The organism is Tamlana carrageenivorans (genome assembly GCF_002893765.1).
Taxonomy (GTDB): domain Bacteria; phylum Bacteroidota; class Bacteroidia; order Flavobacteriales; family Flavobacteriaceae; genus Pseudotamlana; species Pseudotamlana carrageenivorans.
In genome coordinates this window covers 1,104,515-1,120,734 of record NZ_CP025938.1, presented here as the reverse complement: position 1 = coordinate 1,120,734, position 16,220 = coordinate 1,104,515, and the positions used below count along the sequence as shown (strand labels likewise).

Genomic DNA, 16,220 nt, shown 5'->3' with positions numbered 1-16,220 from the left:
CGTAGTTTTAAAGACTTTGCCCGCCATTACAACTGCGTGGTCAATCCAACGCGTAGTTACTCCCCTCAAGATAAAGCGCTGGTGGAAAACGCGGTGCATCTAGCTTATCAACGGATTTATTATCCCCTTCGGGAAATGACCTTTTTTTCTTTAGCAGATCTAAACAAAGAGATAAAACTTCTACTAGAGCGCTACAACAACCTATTATTCCAACGCAAAGAAGCTAGTCGTCTGGAGCTCTTCCAAAGCGTCGAACGAGAGTATCTAAAACCCTTAAGCAGTACACGCTACGAGATAAAAGAATATAGAAGAGCTAAGGTTCAGAAAATAGGCTATATCTATTTTTCACCAGATAAGACTTACTACAGCGTTCCATATCGTTACATTGGCAAGGAAACCACGCTACACTATACCAAAGGCATGGTAGAGGTGTATTATAATCAACAGCGCATAGCTATACACCAACGTAGCGGTTCCAAAGGCGCATACATAACCAACAAGGATCACCTTAGTAGTTCTCATAAACAATACAGCCAGTGGAGTCCGCAATACTTTAAGAACAAGGCAGTTGTCCATGGTAGTTATGTTGCAGCATGTGTCGAGCGGATTATTGCTGCGTTGGATTATCCTGAAACAGGGTATAAAAGAGCTATGGGCGTTATACAACTCCATAAGTCTTATGGCTCCCAAAGGTTAGATAATGCTTGCAAAAGAGCCATACAGGCTGATGCTGTAAGCTACAACAGGATAACCAACATACTGAAGAATAATCTAGATCAAAGCTCCTTATTCCTACAAGAAGAAACAGACCGAGGTTCTCATATCCCCAAGCATGCGAACATCCGTGGGGCATCCAATTATAAGTAAAAACAACACGAAAAAATCACTTAAATTTTATACATATATGAATACAAATCACACCATCGAAAAACTCAGAAAAATGAGATTAACAGCTATGGCTGAACTCCATCACAACCACCTTAGTGATAACCGAATAGAGGGTCTTACGCCAGATCAATATCTAGCATTGCTTACCGATCACCAATGGGAAGACCTTCAGAATAGAAAGATAAAAAGGCTTACAACGCAAGCAGCCTTTAAGCAGGGAGCTACACTTACAGATATTAATTACCTGCACAACAGAAGCTTGGACAGAAATATGTTCGAGCGTTTGGCTACTCTAGATTTTGTACAAAAAAAGGAAAACTTGATTATCACAGGATCCTCTGGAGTGGGTAAAAGTTATATAGCTCAGGCATTGGGACATCAAGCTTGTATGATGAATAAAAGAACCCTATACACAAATACTGCTAGACTGATGAAACGATTAAAACTAAGTAAAGTAGATGGCACTTACCTTAAAGAACTTGCAAAACTATTAAAAGTAGATCTGCTTATCCTTGATGATTTTGGTTTACAGAGCTTCGACAATCAGGACAGAGAGGCGCTTATGGACATAATCGATGAAAGATATGATAAAAAAGCAACGATTGTAGCTTCACAAATACCTGTATCCGCTTGGTACGATATTATCGGCGAAAGCACTATCGCTGATGCGATACTAGATCGTATTGTAAATTCATCGCATAGGATAAACCTTACTGGAGAATCCTTGAGAAAAGGTAAGTTGAAAGAACAGTATTAATTAAATTTAACTATTATTGTATGATCTCTTAAAGTGGCACGGTTTGACCGAAATACGTGCCATGGTCACTCCGAAATAGCCAGCCGATTCATTCTTACCCAGCCAAAGTCCTAAGACTTCCTTTTTACCATCTCTACGGAGTCCTACGGCGATGTACATGGTTTTGTTAATGACTTTAGAGTTCTCCCGAACCTTAAATACAATACCATCCATCCAAGTAATTAAATATACGGGCTCCAGGGGTCTGTTTTGCCAAGCAATAATATCATTGGTAACTTTATCTGTGATACGTGATATGGTAGATGTAGATACATCAAAATCGTAAACTTCTCGGATTTGCTCTTCAATATCAGAATTACTCATACCCTTGGCATAAAGGCTGATAATGACGTTTTCTATGCCGTCAACCATGTTTGTGCGTTTAGGAACCAGCATAGGGTTAAAAGAAGCTTCTCGGTCTCTGGGAACTTTAATATTAGTCTCTCCTAAAGCTGTTTTTATCCTTTTAGATCCATAGCCGTTACGGGTATTGCTATTATTGGATTGCTGATGTTTGTCATAGTCTAAATGAGCGTCAAGTTCTCCTTCTAGCATCTTTTCAATACCTCGCTTTTGGATGGATTTTAGAAAGGAGGTTAGTTCGTCTCCTGTTTTGAACTGTTTTAAAAAATCGTCGTTTAGAAAATCTTCTTTCTTCATAAGTGTGTAAACAAAAAATATCGAGGGTTGCAACCCTCGATATTTTTTGTTTACACACTTTGTGAGATACTGCCAAGCATTAGAATATCAATACGTTAATTTTGTTTAGGAACCCCTTTAAAGTTTTCTCGAGAGGCTATAGGGATGTATTTTATACGTTGTTGTGTGCAGTGTTTTATTTCAGTCGTTTTTTAAGATCCATTCTTTCATGTAAAATTCTAACGATTTCGACAATGTCATGCTCAACCTTTCTGTAAAAAATCAGATGCGATTTGATTTTTGTTACGCGATAGTTTTTTCGAGTTTGTTCAGCCGATTTTCCAATTAAATAGTGGTCCGCTATAAATTCAATCTCTCCGATTATCAAGTCGTAATATCTGTCGGCTTGTTCTTTAGACCATTTGTGAAAAGTATATACCCAAATATCATTTAAATCATCAATCGCTTGTTTACTTATTCGATATTTGTTTTTACTCATAAGTGTTTGCGATGTAAATCAGTCAGGTTTTGTTTTGGATCAAAATTTTCAATAAAACCACTATTTTCACCTACTTCGAGTGCTTTAATTAATTCTCTTTCCTTTTTTTCTTCACGTTCCAGCAAACGTAATGCAGAACGGATAACTTCGCTTACCGAACCATATCTGCCTGATTTTACTTCTTCTCTGATAAAATCCTCAAAATGATTTCCGAGTGAAATTGATGTGTTTTTTCCCATTTTGACAATATTTTTACTCAAAAATACCAAATCTTGGTAACGCAGCCAAATGGCACAGAACAAAAGAATATCAATACGTTATATTTCGTTTCGGATACCCCTTAAAGTCTCCTCGGGGGACAATGCTTCACGTTTTTAATTAAGAAGTCACTCTGTTTTTTTAACCGACAGAAAGCTTTGCGGCATCTTTCCACAAATAATGTGGCATCGGCTCATGGAGTTCCCAGTTGATGCTCATAGGTTTTGAGCCGTAATAATCTTTCAATTCACCTTCACCTATAAAAACGTAGCCTAGACTATTTCCAAATTCGTTTTTAGCTTTTTCTCTGACAAAAAGTAGGATTCTTTTATCTGTTTTTTTATGATTGATATATGACAGTCCTTTACCTGAATCTGGTCTAGCTGAGTTTTGAGTTTGCCAATGAAATAATAATTCATTTACAGCATAATCATCATACATTGTGGTTGGAGAGAAGTTTTCTTCTGATTTTATGAGATTGATAAATAATATTTCGGTTTTTAAATCTTTGTTTTCCGCCGTTCCCTCCCTATTTGATGATTTTTTTTCAAAACTACTCATTCTAAATGCTGCTAAAACCTGATCTCTCGTGTAACGACTATGAAGTTTTAACGGTTGTTCATAAGGAAGCTGAATAGGTAGTTCTTTAAAGTCTATTTTTTCTATTAATACTTCAAGTACCTCTTTTATTTCATCAATTAATACGGGGTTTATGCCAATGGCTTTTATGCTTTTCTCTAAGGAATCAAACCCTCCTTCTTTTTGCCAAACATCATAATGCAACATTAAAAGCATTGTTCGCTCATTTGGTTGAAAATCAGAAATATTTATGTTGAAATTTAGCTTTGCAATTTTTAGAACGAAAGTAAAATAACTTAAAGAATTTGTTGAAAGCCATTTTTTCGAAATAGCAGATACAATAACTTTTTCGTTTACAGAATCAAAATCCTCTATTTTTCCTGCCAATTGGCATAAGCGTTTCCAACTTCCTCTTTTGTAAATTGATTGTAATGGAATATTATAAAAGGCACTAAAATTGCCAATGGTTAATGGTAAATTGGTGTCATGTTGAAATTGTTGAATTTTTTGAATTAATTTGTTTTTATTTAATGAAGTTGCTGCAGAGATATTTTTAAGAATTGTTTCTTTAGTCTTCTTTTCTAACACAATGGAGCAGCCTAAAGGAAGGTGAGGGAAATCATCTTCAATTTCTTTTAAAACAGTCGTGTTTGTTTTACCTATTAAGGCTCTAAATTTGCTTTCAAAATTGTATTCAGGTTTAGAATTACCAACAAAGTCCAAAACAGTTAGACAGTCTTTATCTTCATGAAGCCTTAAGCCTCTGCCTAGTTGCTGTAAAAATACAGTTAAACTTTCTGTAGGTCTTAGAAATAGGACTGTGTCAATTTCAGGGATGTCAATACCTTCGTTAAACATGTCTACTACAAATAAGTAATTGATTTCTTTTTTTTCTAATTTTTGACGAATAGAAACTCTGTCATTACTGTTTTTACTTGTTAAATAATCGGCTTTAAATCCTGCTAGAGTAAATTTTTCGGCCATGTATTTCGCGTGCTCCATAGAAACACAATACCCCAAAGCTCTAACGTTACTTATGTCTTTTGTATATTTTTCTAGGGCATCAATTACCTCTCTAACTCTTCTGTCGCTTCCTGTATATAAACCGGTTAACTCGCTAGCTACGTATTTTCCTCTTACCCATTTAACATTGGTTAAATCGATACTGTCTGTAATTCCAAAGTATTGAAAAGGACACAGTAGTTTTCGGTTCATGGCTTCGGGTAACCTAATTTCTGCTGCAATTTTATTTTCAAAATCCTCTAAAATATCTCCACCATCCATTCGTTCAGGGGTTGCTGTAAGACCTAGTAGAATTTTTGGTTTAAAATAATTAATGATTTCTCGGTAACTATTTGCTATTTGGTGATGACACTCGTCAATAATGATGTAGTCATAATATTCTGGTGTCAAATTATAATTCTTGTACTGATTGTTTATCGTTTGAACTGAAGCAAATACGTATTCAAAATTATCAGGGACGAGACCGTCGACCCATAATTCTCCAATATTATTATTTCTTAAAACACCTTGAAAGGTTGAAAGCGATTTTTGAAGTATCTCTTTTCTATGAGCAAGAAAAAGTAGTTTTGCTGATTTATTTTCTTGTTTAAATCGTTTATAATCGAAAGCAGAAATAACTGTTTTTCCTGTTCCGGTAGCTGCAACTACCAAATTTCGATATCGATTGTGAATGCTTCTTTCTACTTCTAATTTTTCTAAAACTTCATATTGATATGGAAATGGTTTAATGTCAAAAAAAGTAGTTGAGTTTTCATAAGGCTTACTAAATTTACTTTGTTTTAGTGCATTTTGAAGCTTTTCCTTATGAATAGAGTCATCAAATAATTCGAAGTCATCACTTTGCCAATATGCATCAAAAGTTTTTTGAAACTTGTCTATAATATGGCTTACTTCTTTAGTTGTAATTTTTAAGTTCCATTCTAACCCATCGGTGAGCGCAGACCTTGAAAAATTCGAGGAACCTATATAAGCGGTATGAAATGCTGTATCTCTATAAAATAAATAAGCTTTAGCGTGTAATCTTTCGTTAGACGTATTATACGATATTTTTACTTCTGTATTTGGTAGCTTTGCTAGTAATTGAATCGCTTTATAGTCTGTTGCTCCAATATAAGTTGTAGTAATTACTTTTAATTTTCCGCCACGTTCAGTAAATTCTCTTAATTCTTTTTCAAGAATAATGATGCCTTTAAATTTTATAAAAGAGACTAATAAGTTTATTTGGTTAGATGATAGAATTTCTTTTTTGAGTTCGCTTTCTAATGATAGTCCACCATTCCCACCTGTAAATAGTTCACTTTGGGTTAATGTTGTGTATGGTGTTATTTCCTTGAGACGTAAATCTAAATTTGTAAAATGAGCATCAGTTTTAGAAAACACGGCTTTTAAAATCTCACCTTCAATATCTACTAAATCATCTTTAAATTCTTGCTTGTTTAGTTCTTCTTTAAGTAGATTTATAATTTTATTCGCAATTTTTATCTGTTCCTCTACTTTCGTTTTTCCAATAAAATCAAAAGCTTGTTTTATTGTTTTTCCTAAATGTTTAGAAAGAATTGTTGAAGCTTCCTCCTTATCAATTAAGCTTTTCTTTAAAAAGAACTCATCTTTATCAAGTTCACTCAATTTTGTATTAATAAGCTGAGTGATTAATTCTTCGTAAATACCTTGATTCATAATGATAAATATTCTTTTAAAATTGGTAAATCTGCTTCTGCCCAATCTAAATTAGGTAACTCTTCTTTATCGGCTAAGATAAAATCAGTATGTTCCTTAAGTTGCAATTCTCCTGAAACAAATTTAGCAATGAAGGGGATGAGTTTAATTTTGAAACCTGGGTATTCATGAATTACAGGAGTCAATCTTTGTAGGAGCTCAATTTGGATGTTTAATTCTTCAAAAATCTCCCTGTGAATACAGTCTGTTTCTGTTTCTCCAGCTTCAATTTTACCGCCTGCGAATTCCCATTTCAAAGGAAGTTTCATTGCTTTACTTCTTTGAACGGCTAAGGTTTTATCATCAAATTTAATGATAGCACATGTAACGGAAATGGTTTTCATGTTCTAGGCAGCTAATTTGACTTCAGATAAAAAATCATCAAGTTCATTTTTTGAGCTAAAATGAAAATCGCTATCTAATTTATCTAAGAAAAAATTTATTAAGCCTAGATGCGTTTTAAATACTCTAAAAGAAATTCCTTCATAATTGTAAACAAAGAAAACTTCACTTGAGTATTCATTTTTAACTAGTACCGTTTCTATTGTTCTTGAAGGTCTTAAATATTCTGTGTGAAATACTTCAAATTGGTTCATTTTTGAATATTTTTCCAATTAATGCGCCTCCAACCAATCACGACCAGTACCTAATTCTACATCAAGAGGAACCTCTAAAGTATAAGCGTTCTCCATCTCCGTTTTTACTAAAGTACTTATGGTTTCTAGTTCTGGTTTATACACATCAAATACCAATTCATCATGCACTTGTAAGAGCATTTTAGTTTTATAATTTCCAGCTTCCAGCTTATTATAGATGTTAATCATGGCAATTTTTATAATATCGGCGGCACTACCTTGTATGGGAGCGTTTACGGCGTTACGTTCTGCTGCACCACGAACTACGGCATTTCTGGAGTTGATGTCTTTTAAATAACGGCGACGCCCTAAAAGGGTTTGCACATAACCGTTATCGCGAGCAAAATCTACCTGTTCGCTAATGTAAGCGCGAAGCTTCGGGTAGGTTTCGTAATAGGTGTCGATAAGCTCTTTGGCTTCCCCTCGAGATAAATCGGTTTGATTGCTTAGTCCGAATGCCGAAACGCCATAAATAATACCAAAATTAACCGTTTTAGCATGGCTACGCTGTTCGCGAGTTACTTCTTCTAAAGGCACATTAAAGACTTTAGAAGCGGTTGAAGCATGAATATCTTCGCCATTTTTAAACGCCGAAATCATGGTTTCTTCCTTGCTTAAAGCCGCAATAATACGCAGTTCTATTTGCGAGTAATCGGCAGCTAGTAAAATATAATCTTCGTTTCGCGGGATAAAAGCTTTTCTAACTTGTCGGCCACGTTCGGTACGAATCGGGATGTTTTGTAAATTCGGGTTGTTACTACTCAAACGCCCTGTCGCGGCTACTGTTTGCATATAATCGGTGTGCACGCGTGCGGTAACTTCATCAATTTGATTTGGTAAAGCGTCTACATAAGTGCTTTTTAATTTCGATAAACCTCTAAAGTCTAATATGTCCTGAACAATAGGGTGCTCCTTGGCTAAATAACTCAGGATATCTTCACCCGTTTTATACTGTCCCGTTTTGGTTTTTTTAGGCTTGTCTACCAGTTTCAGTTTCTCAAAAAGCACTACACCCAATTGTTTTGGCGATGCAATATTAAAGGTCTCGCCAGCCGTTTCGTAAATACGGGTTTCTAGGGTAGCGATGTCACTATTAAGTTGCTCCGAAAGGCTGTTTAAAAAGGCCTTATCTAAATTAATGCCTTCCAATTCCATAGCCGCTAATACACGAAGTAGCGGAATTTCAATATCATCAAATAAGGTTTGGGTATTAGCCTCGCCCAATTCATTTTTAAAATGTTCTTTAAGCTGTAAGGTAATATCGGCATCTTCAACGGCGTATTCGGTTTGTTTTTCTAAATCGACGTCACGCATTGATAACTGATTTTTACCTTTTTTACCAATTAAAGTTTCAATAGAAACTGGCGTGTAATTCAAATAGGTTTCGGCTAAAACATCCATGTTATGACGCATATCGGCGTTAATTAAATAATGCGCGAGCATGGTATCGAACAATTTGCCTTTTACCGAAATGTTGTATTTGGCTAAAACTTTAATGTCGTATTTTAAATTCTGCCCCACTTTTTCGATGGCTTCATTTTCAAAAAACGGACGTAATTGTTCTATCAGTTCTTGAGCTTCGTCTCTGTTTTCTGGAAACGGTAAGTAAAAGCCTTTGCCTACTTCCCATGAAAATGCAATGCCTACCAATTCGGCCGATAACGGATTTAAACCTGTGGTTTCGGTATCAAAACACACGCTGGTTTGGCTCAATAAATTTTTAATAAACAATTTGGTGGCCATGCCCGAAGGGACACTTTGGTAAAAATGTGGGGTGTTGGCTATGTTTTTGCGCTCGAAAGTGTTTGTTGTTGGCGCTTCCGCGGAAGCGGGATCTGCTCCAAACAAAGAGAATTGCCCTGCTCCAGCAGCCTTTACTTCTTTAGGCGTTTCTTTGGTTTCTGCTACTTCTGAAGCTTTAGTAGTTTCGGTTGATGTTCCCGGAACCCCTTCAACAGCAAATGTCTTGGTGAAATTATCAATTAATCGTCTAAACTCTAATTCTTGGAAAATCTTGGTTACCGCCTCAATATCCGGTTGATCTAATTCAAAATCTTTGGCATTAAATTCCACCGGCACATCCAGCATAATAGTGGCAAGTTTTTTAGAAAGTAAGCCCAATTCACCGTTAGCCTCCACTTTCTCTTTCATCTTCCCTTTAAGCTGATCGGTATTAGCAAGCAAACCTTCCATGCTTCCAAACTGAGCAATAAATTTTTTGGCTGTTTTTTCGCCAACGCCTGGAAGTCCAGGGATGTTATCACTGGCATCACCCATCATACCAAGGAAATCGATCACCTGCAAGGGATCTTCCACTTCAAACTTGGCTTTCACCTCAGGAATGCCCCAAGTTTCGTAACCGCCTCCAAAAACAGGGCGGTACATAAAAATATTTTCGGTTACTAACTGGGCAAAATCTTTATCGGGAGTTACCATGTAGGTTTTATAACCTTCTTTTTCCGCTTGACGGGAAAGGGTACCAATTACATCATCGGCTTCATAACCGTCCTTAACCATAATAGGAATGTGCATGGCTTTTAATATCTCGTAAATGTATGGTACAGCTGTTTTTATGCCTTCGGGTGTTTCATCTCTGTTGGCTTTGTAAGCCTCGAACATTTCAACACGATCGGCGCTGCCGCCTTTATCAAAACAAACTGCTAAATGATCTGGGCGTTCACGCTTTATTACATCTAATAAAGAGTTCATGAACCCCATAATGGCCGAGGTGTCTTCACCCTTGGAATTGATTCTTGGATTCTTTATAAAAGCGTAATAACCACGGAAAATTAATGCATAAGCATCGACTAAAAAAAGACGTTTTTGATCGGACATTGTATTTGTTTTGATAGAAAGTCAAAACTACGAAAACTTAGGCTTAATTTAAGAAATATAATACCTTGCTTTGCTGAGGGTGGGGTTTTATGGTTTAAAATAGTTAACATCAAAAAGATTTATTTAAAAGGTCTGCAGTTGCCTTTTTTTTGAAACGTGGTACATGGCCTATCGAAGATTTATCGTGAAATTTGAAGTGAAAACACGGTAAAATTTCAGGCTGTTTGAGCTGAACGGAGTTTTCTTTGAACTTTAAATTCTCATAGCGAGTTCCTAAAATTTAGGTGACGAACGAAAAATTTAGATAAAGGTTCGTAAGCCTAGATTTGCTTGTCCAGAGCGAAGTCGAAGGATTGGTTCGTTTTTTTATCAATGAAATCGACGAAGGACATTCATGAACTCATTAATTTAAAATAATAAGGTGTGAACTAAAAAAATGAACATTATTATCATTCAAATAAAGCATGTCAATTCTTAACGATTCGTTAAATAAAAAAGCCTACGTTAACTATTCCCTGATTATACGACTATCTTTAGAAAAAAATTTTAATGATACGTTGGATTATTTTTATTGTTATTTTTTTAGTGGCCGATTTTTATGCTTTCCAAGCGTTTAGAACCGTTACAAAAAATAATATACTTCTTGCTTTATATTGGGTGATTACCCTTTTTGTACTTGGTAATTTCGTTTTTCAGTTTTATGGTTTTAACCGTAGCGATGGATTTTCACATACTCATGGTTATGCGGTTGGTTTTTTAATAGCCGTGGTTGTACCCTTTATTTTTTTAATAGGAGCCATGTTTTTGGAAGATGTTTTTAGAGTGCCGCAAGCCTTATACAGGTATTTTACCGAAGGACAGAATGAACAAGGAAAATATATGGCTTCGCGTCGCCAATTTATAAGCAAAATAGCCTTGGGCCTTGCTGCCATTCCTTTTGCGTCTATTATTTATGGGATTTATAAAGGACGATACAATTACAAAGTTTTAAAATATACCATGTATTTTGAAGATCTTCCAGAGGCTTTCGATGGTTATAAACTCACCCAATTAAGTGATATTCATTCGGGAAGTTTTGATGATATGGAAAAGGTGGAATATGCGGTCGATTTAATTAATGAACAAGATAGCGATGTGATTCTCTTCACTGGTGATATGGTGAATAATAAAGCCGAAGAACTGATACCCTATAAGTCTGTTTTCGGACGATTAAAAGCGAAAGATGGCTTGTATTCCGTTTTAGGAAATCATGATTATGGCGATTATGTGAAGTGGGAGTCTGCTGCCGCAAAAAAGAAAAACCTTGACGACTTAAAGGCGATTCAAAAAGAGATGGGCTTTAATTTGTTACTGAATGAAACTAACTTTTTAGAAAAAAATGGCGAACGTATTGCCTTGGTAGGCGTAGAAAACTGGGGCGTAGGTGGTTTTAAGCAGGTTGGCGATTTAAAAAAAGCATCTCAGAATGTTAAGGCATCAGATTTCAAAATATTAATGAGTCATGACCCTACACATTGGGAAAAACAAGTGATTGATGACGATTACCACTACCATTTAACGTTAAGCGGACATACCCATGGGATGCAGTTTGGGATTGAAATTCCAGGCTGGTTTAAATGGAGTCCTGTAAAATGGCGTTACAAATATTGGGCAGGTATCTATAAAGAGAAAGACCAATTTATTAATGTGAATCGCGGATTTGGATATCTGGCTTTCCCCGGGCGTGTGGGTATTTGGCCGGAAATAACCGTTATTGAACTAAAAAAGGGGTCCGGAGTGGCTTAAAAGCTATAATTTCCTTAAAAAATTGCAATTGACTAGAAATTGCGTATTTTTATGCTAATACACTGGTAATTAATAGCTCGTAATCAATAGATGTCTAAACAAATCTAAGCGAAATTTTTTAATAGTGTAATTGAAAAATAAACTACAGAATATGTCAAAATTTGGGGAACTTATAGATGTGAATATTCCGGTATTATTAGATTTTTATACCGAATGGCATTCGCAATCAGAATCCATGAATCTCACACTTAGAGATGTGGCTGCCGCTTTAGGGGATAAAGCGAAAGTTATTAAAATTGATATTGAAAAAAACAAAGCGCTTGCCGATGCTTTGCGTGTAAAGGCTTTGCCTACGCTTATGATTTACAAAGATGGCGAAATGAAATGGCGTTATAGTGGTGAGCAGGATGCTAATACGCTTATTGGTATTATTCAAGATTATATTTAGAAGCTCAAAGCTTTAAATGAAAAGCCTTGCTTTGTGTAATATTCTAAAACTTTAGGTAGCGCATATTGCATATTTTTTGCGGCTTTTACACTATCGTGAAATACAATAATACTTCCAGGTACGGCATTTGAAAGTACGTGGTCGAGACACTTTTCTTGGCTTATTTCCCGATCCCAATCAAACGAGATAACATCCCACATGATGATTTTATAACCTAAGGCGATTAGTTTTTTGCCTTGTGAATTTTTAATTCTGCCGTATGGTGGACGAAATAGTTTTTGGGATTGAGGTTTTAGATCCTGATCTTGATCTAGTATGTCGTTGATGAGGTTTTGGGCTCTCGCAACATCTTTAAGATAGGGTTCTGTTTTGGTTTTCCAGCCCTTAAGGTGATGATAAGTATGGTTTCCTATGGCATGGCCGTCTTTTACAATGGCTTTAAAAATACCGGGGTGTTTTTCTATATTATTTCCAATACAGAAAAATGTAGCTTGAGCTTGATATTCGGCCAGTTTCTTTAAAGTCCATTGGGTAACCTCTGGTGTGGGGCCATCGTCGAAAGTGAGGTAGATGGTTTTATCGTTGGTAGGGATGTCCCAAATATACTTTGGGAACATCTTTTTTACTACCAACGGAACTTTTACAGGAATTAAGGGCATACCACCTTAATTTAAAATTATTTCAGACTGTCTATAATCTGTAAACCTTCAACCGCTTCAGGCGGTGTTACGGGTTCTACAGCATCTTCAGGTTCATCTTCACCATAAAAATGCTTAAAGGCTCGTAAGTGGTTGTTAAAAATATCACCTTCACTTTCAGCGAATTTAATATCATACTGAATTAAAACATCAATTAAGCCTTTGTAGCGCTGGATATCGGTATAAATATCTTCAAATAAACGCTCTTGGTTTTCAATTTTTAAGCCGCTATAATAACTTAAGTTTTCTTGGTATTTTTTAGCGACATCTTTAAATAATTTACGAGCTTTTTCTTGATTACCAACTTCGTAGTACAAGCTAATGTAAGGTTCTAAAAGTGTGTAGTAACCAAAGTATTCTACAGGCATATTTTTCATGGCGATGTCTGCAATTTCTTCAGCTTTATCTAATTTGCCTTCATTAATTAATTGTTCACCCAAACGAGCGAGGTTACCACGATATGTAATAGAGTTTTTTCTGGTTTCTACATCATGGTAAATGTCAGGGCTTCCACTGTTACCCCAATACCATTTTTTTACTTTTTCATACATTAAATCGCTATCTACACGTCCCATGTCGAATGGGTTATTTTTATCAATAGGCGTTCTAATAGGGACTAATTTATAGCATAAACCATCCAATTGTAAATAGTCTTTCATCCATAAATAGTCGTCGTCACCAAAACTTCCGCCTGTAAAGTAAATAGGGCGTTTCCATTCGTTATTTGCCACAATATCTAGCATAAGAAGCCTGTTTTTGTAAAGTGCGCCACCAGATACTGTGATGTCTATATGAGGCACAATTTTATCGGCATCCTTTTCTTTTACAATGCCATATTTTAAAACATTCTCTTTGTTAACTGGAATACGTAAATGAGGCGTTGGTAAGTAAGTCGCATTGGCATCCTGACTTCTTACTTTCGATAAGTCCACGCCTTGTTGTTGTAATACGTATTTGTATTTCGTTTTAGGGTTGTTGCTTCCAACAAAATCTAAGAACTGTTTAACCTGTAAGGTGTCTTTAATGACGGGTTGAATGATAATATAATCATTTGTGCCAAAACGGTATAAATCGTGTGTGAGCTGAGAAGGAATCGGGTCGCTCTCGTAAGCCTTACGCTTCATTTGATCGATATACCAATCGGTTTGGAATAAACTGGTGTTTACAACACGCACATCGGTTCTATAACCTTCAATTTCTTGAGCGTACCAAAGGGCAAAGGTATCGTTATCGCCAATGGTAAATAAAATAGCATTTTCGGCACAGGAGTCTAAATACATTTTAGCCATAGAATTGGCCGTGTATTTACCCGAACGGTCATGGTCATCCCAGTTGCTAGCTGCTAAATTAATAGGCACCAATATGAAACAAAGTGCCGAAACCAAAGGCGCTGCTATTTTTTTAGGAATATAGGTTTTAATAAAATCATAAGCGGCATATACCCCAAACCCTATCCAGAGTGCAAATACATAAAATGATCCTACCACCGAATAGTCACGTTCTCTTGGTTCAAACGGACGCACATTCGTGTATACCTGAATAGCTAAACCTGTAAAAAGGAAGAATACTAGGGTTACCCAAAATATTTTCTTGTCTTTATTAAAAAGGAAGAAAAAACCTAAAAGCCCTAATAAAAGCGGTAAGAAGTAATAGGTGTTTCTAGCTTTGTTGTTTTTTACATCACTAGGTAAATTCTCTTGAGGAAGCCCTAAGTGCCACTCGTCTATAAAGTTTATGCCCGAAATCCAATTACCGTGGTTATCATAGCGACCTTGAATATCATCTTGTCTTCCTGTGAAATTCCACATGAAATAACGCCAGTACATATAGCCTAATTGGTATTCAAATAAATAGGAGATATTACTGAAAAGCGATGGTTTTTCGATGTCGATATAGTCTTTAAATCGTTTTAGGAAATTATTATAATCTTCGTAATCGACATTGCCCATGGCCACATCTTTTTGGAAATTAGCTACCGAGGCACGAAGCTCGTTTTCCATTTGATATTCTGGTTTTAATTTGAATTTTAAAAATCCAGTAAACATCATATAGTTCTCGGCATGCTCGGCACTCCACATACGCGGTAAAATAGAGGCGTGTTTAGAGTTGTAGTTTTGTTTGGCGTTTTTGTAGTCGTTTACGATAACATATTTACCAGCTTCTTCGTCCTTTTCGTAATTCGGTTTGTCGTCTACATAAGGATTGTTTTCATCCAAATAAGCGTATTGATCGGTGAATTGCGGACCATAGAACAAATGGGTTTCTGGGTATTGCTCTAGGTTATAGTATGCTAAAAGTTCTCTAGCACTATTAGGGTTGTTTTCGTTGACAACTACATTCGCATTGGCACGAATAGGAAGCATAATCCAAGTAGCAAAACCTATAATAACAAAAGTGACACATAGAATGGCCGTATTTAAATGCACATAACTTTTGTTTCTCGTGTATCTTAATGCATAGTAAATAAGAGCAACTAAGGAAATACCCGCAATAATGGATCCCGAATTGAAGGGTAATCCTACTGTATTCACAAAGAAAATTTCAAAAACACTAAATATTTTTAGAATGTTAGGTGCAAGTAATTTAAATACAAAAAGTAGGATACCAACCGCAACAGCATTGGCAATAATGAAGTTTTTAACGGTTATGGTTTTGTAATTTTTAAAGTAATAGATTAAACCAATGGCAGGAATGGTTAAAAGACCCATAAAGTGAACCCCAAATGAAAGTCCGATGATAAAAGCAATTAAAATGAGCCAACGGTTACCTCTAGGTTTGTCCATGTCCTGTTCCCAACGTAAGCCAAGCCAGAAAAGAACAGACATAATTAAGGTGGCCATGGCGTACACTTCGGTTTCAACGGCATTAAACCAAAACGAATCTGTAAAAGAAAAGGCTAAACTACCAACAAAACCACTTCCTAAAATAGCGATAGCTTTGCTTTGCGTCATGTTATCATCCTGCACTACCATTTTTTTTAAGAGTAGGGTAATGGTCCAAAACATGAATAAAATAGTGAAGGCACTGGCCACAGCACTCATCATATTCATCATAAAACCAACTTGAGAAGGTTCTAGTGCGAACATGGAGAAAAAGGCACCAAGCATTTGAAATAAAGGGGCTCCGGGTGGGTGTCCTACTTCTAGTTTTGCAGAGGTTAGTATATACTCTCCTGCATCCCAAAAGCTTACTGTAGGTTCAACGGTTAAACTGTATGTTGTAAGTGCTATTAAAAAAGAAAACCAACCTAAAATGGTATTCCATTTTTTATAGTCAAAATTTGCCATGTATATCGTTATTTTTTTGCAATGCGAATTTAAGAATAAATATGGTATAGCAGGTGATTTTATATTAAGCTTAAGTTTTTTGAAATATTTTTTTGTAAAAATGTTTGCAGAACTAAAACTTTGTTTTAAATTTG

At 35.9% G+C, this 16,220-nt stretch carries 12 protein-coding genes and 1 pseudogene; 4 read left to right on the top strand and 9 right to left on the bottom strand.

Translation table 11 applies throughout. The annotated features are described in order from the left end of the window. The first annotated feature begins 36 nt into the window (after positions 1-36). The gene (locus tag C1A40_RS18445) at positions 37-867 is read left to right on the top strand and encodes a Mu transposase domain-containing protein (protein WP_241910487.1); all 831 of its coding nucleotides are present in this window, start codon (positions 37-39) and stop codon (positions 865-867) included. Between the two features lie 37 nt (positions 868-904). Further along, positions 905-1,645, top strand: coding sequence for an IS21-like element helper ATPase IstB (gene istB, locus C1A40_RS05110; RefSeq protein ID WP_102994954.1), 741 nt, complete (start codon positions 905-907; stop codon positions 1,643-1,645). A 72-nt stretch (positions 1,646-1,717) separates the two neighbouring features. Here the strand turns inward: istB and C1A40_RS05105 are convergent. The 7 genes and pseudogenes from C1A40_RS05105 to polA all read right to left on the bottom strand — a co-directional run. Beyond that, a pseudogene (locus C1A40_RS05105) lies at positions 1,718-2,344 on the bottom strand (IS256 family transposase); the annotation flags it as partial. A 175-nt stretch (positions 2,345-2,519) separates the two neighbouring features. Continuing rightward, on the bottom strand, positions 2,520-2,822 hold the full coding sequence (locus C1A40_RS05100) for a type II toxin-antitoxin system RelE/ParE family toxin (RefSeq protein WP_102994953.1): 303 nt from the start codon (positions 2,820-2,822) through the stop codon (positions 2,520-2,522). Beyond that, positions 2,819-3,061 carry a type II toxin-antitoxin system ParD family antitoxin gene (locus tag C1A40_RS05095; protein WP_102994952.1) on the bottom strand — a complete coding sequence of 81 codons (243 nt, stop codon included), beginning with the start codon at positions 3,059-3,061 and terminating at the stop codon, positions 2,819-2,821. The genes C1A40_RS05100 and C1A40_RS05095 overlap by 4 nt, the downstream gene beginning before the upstream one ends. Before the next feature lie 160 nt (positions 3,062-3,221). Then, positions 3,222-6,359: a DUF3427 domain-containing protein gene (locus tag C1A40_RS05090; protein ID WP_102994951.1), complete on the bottom strand. Its 3,138-nt coding sequence runs from the start codon at positions 6,357-6,359 to the stop codon at positions 3,222-3,224. After that, complete coding sequence (locus C1A40_RS05085) at positions 6,356-6,742, bottom strand: (deoxy)nucleoside triphosphate pyrophosphohydrolase (protein ID WP_102994950.1); 387 nt, start codon at positions 6,740-6,742, stop codon at positions 6,356-6,358. The genes C1A40_RS05090 and C1A40_RS05085 overlap by 4 nt, the downstream gene beginning before the upstream one ends. A 3-nt stretch (positions 6,743-6,745) precedes the next feature. Then, a complete protein-coding gene (locus C1A40_RS05080) occupies positions 6,746-6,994 on the bottom strand; it encodes a hypothetical protein (RefSeq protein WP_158651273.1) in 249 nt (82 codons plus the stop codon). A gap of 18 nt (positions 6,995-7,012) precedes the next feature. Beyond that, on the bottom strand, positions 7,013-9,868 hold the full coding sequence (gene polA, locus C1A40_RS05075) for a DNA polymerase I (protein WP_102994948.1): 2,856 nt from the start codon (positions 9,866-9,868) through the stop codon (positions 7,013-7,015). Positions 9,869-10,417: 549 nt separating this feature from the next. Here polA and C1A40_RS05070 point away from each other — a divergent pair. Beyond that, a complete protein-coding gene (locus tag C1A40_RS05070) occupies positions 10,418-11,653 on the top strand; it encodes a metallophosphoesterase (protein WP_102994947.1) in 1,236 nt (411 codons plus the stop codon). A gap of 151 nt (positions 11,654-11,804) precedes the next feature. Further along, positions 11,805-12,101: a thioredoxin family protein gene (locus tag C1A40_RS05065; RefSeq protein ID WP_068601051.1), complete on the top strand. Its 297-nt coding sequence runs from the start codon at positions 11,805-11,807 to the stop codon at positions 12,099-12,101. Here C1A40_RS05065 and C1A40_RS05060 read toward each other — a convergent pair. Both C1A40_RS05060 and C1A40_RS05055 read right to left on the bottom strand, forming a co-directional pair. Beyond that, positions 12,098-12,760, bottom strand: a complete 663-nt coding sequence (locus C1A40_RS05060) for a polysaccharide deacetylase family protein (RefSeq protein WP_102994946.1) — start codon at positions 12,758-12,760, stop codon at positions 12,098-12,100. The genes C1A40_RS05065 and C1A40_RS05060 overlap by 4 nt on opposite strands. 17 nt (positions 12,761-12,777) lie before the next feature. Continuing rightward, positions 12,778-16,086: a glycosyltransferase family 117 protein gene (locus C1A40_RS05055; RefSeq protein WP_102994945.1), complete on the bottom strand. Its 3,309-nt coding sequence runs from the start codon at positions 16,084-16,086 to the stop codon at positions 12,778-12,780. Positions 16,087-16,220: the final 134 nt, after the last annotated feature.

Bases quoted from the DNA above. Each gene is read 5' to 3' on its own strand.
- istB (WP_102994954.1), top strand. From the start codon at position 905: ATGAATACAAATCACACCATCGAAAAACTCAGAAAAATGAGATTAACA.
- C1A40_RS05100 (WP_102994953.1), bottom strand. From the start codon at position 2,822: ATGAGTAAAAACAAATATCGAATAAGTAAACAAGCGATTGATGATTTA.
- C1A40_RS05095 (WP_102994952.1), bottom strand. From the start codon at position 3,061: ATGGGAAAAAACACATCAATTTCACTCGGAAATCATTTTGAGGATTTT.
- C1A40_RS05090 (WP_102994951.1), bottom strand. From the start codon at position 6,359: ATGAATCAAGGTATTTACGAAGAATTAATCACTCAGCTTATTAATACA.
- C1A40_RS05085 (WP_102994950.1), bottom strand. From the start codon at position 6,742: ATGAAAACCATTTCCGTTACATGTGCTATCATTAAATTTGATGATAAA.
- C1A40_RS05080 (WP_158651273.1), bottom strand. From the start codon at position 6,994: ATGAACCAATTTGAAGTATTTCACACAGAATATTTAAGACCTTCAAGA.
- polA (WP_102994948.1), bottom strand. From the start codon at position 9,868: ATGTCCGATCAAAAACGTCTTTTTTTAGTCGATGCTTATGCATTAATT.
- C1A40_RS05070 (WP_102994947.1), top strand. From the start codon at position 10,418: ATGATACGTTGGATTATTTTTATTGTTATTTTTTTAGTGGCCGATTTT.
- C1A40_RS05065 (WP_068601051.1), top strand. From the start codon at position 11,805: ATGTCAAAATTTGGGGAACTTATAGATGTGAATATTCCGGTATTATTA.
- C1A40_RS05060 (WP_102994946.1), bottom strand. From the start codon at position 12,760: ATGCCCTTAATTCCTGTAAAAGTTCCGTTGGTAGTAAAAAAGATGTTC.
- C1A40_RS05055 (WP_102994945.1), bottom strand. From the start codon at position 16,086: ATGGCAAATTTTGACTATAAAAAATGGAATACCATTTTAGGTTGGTTT.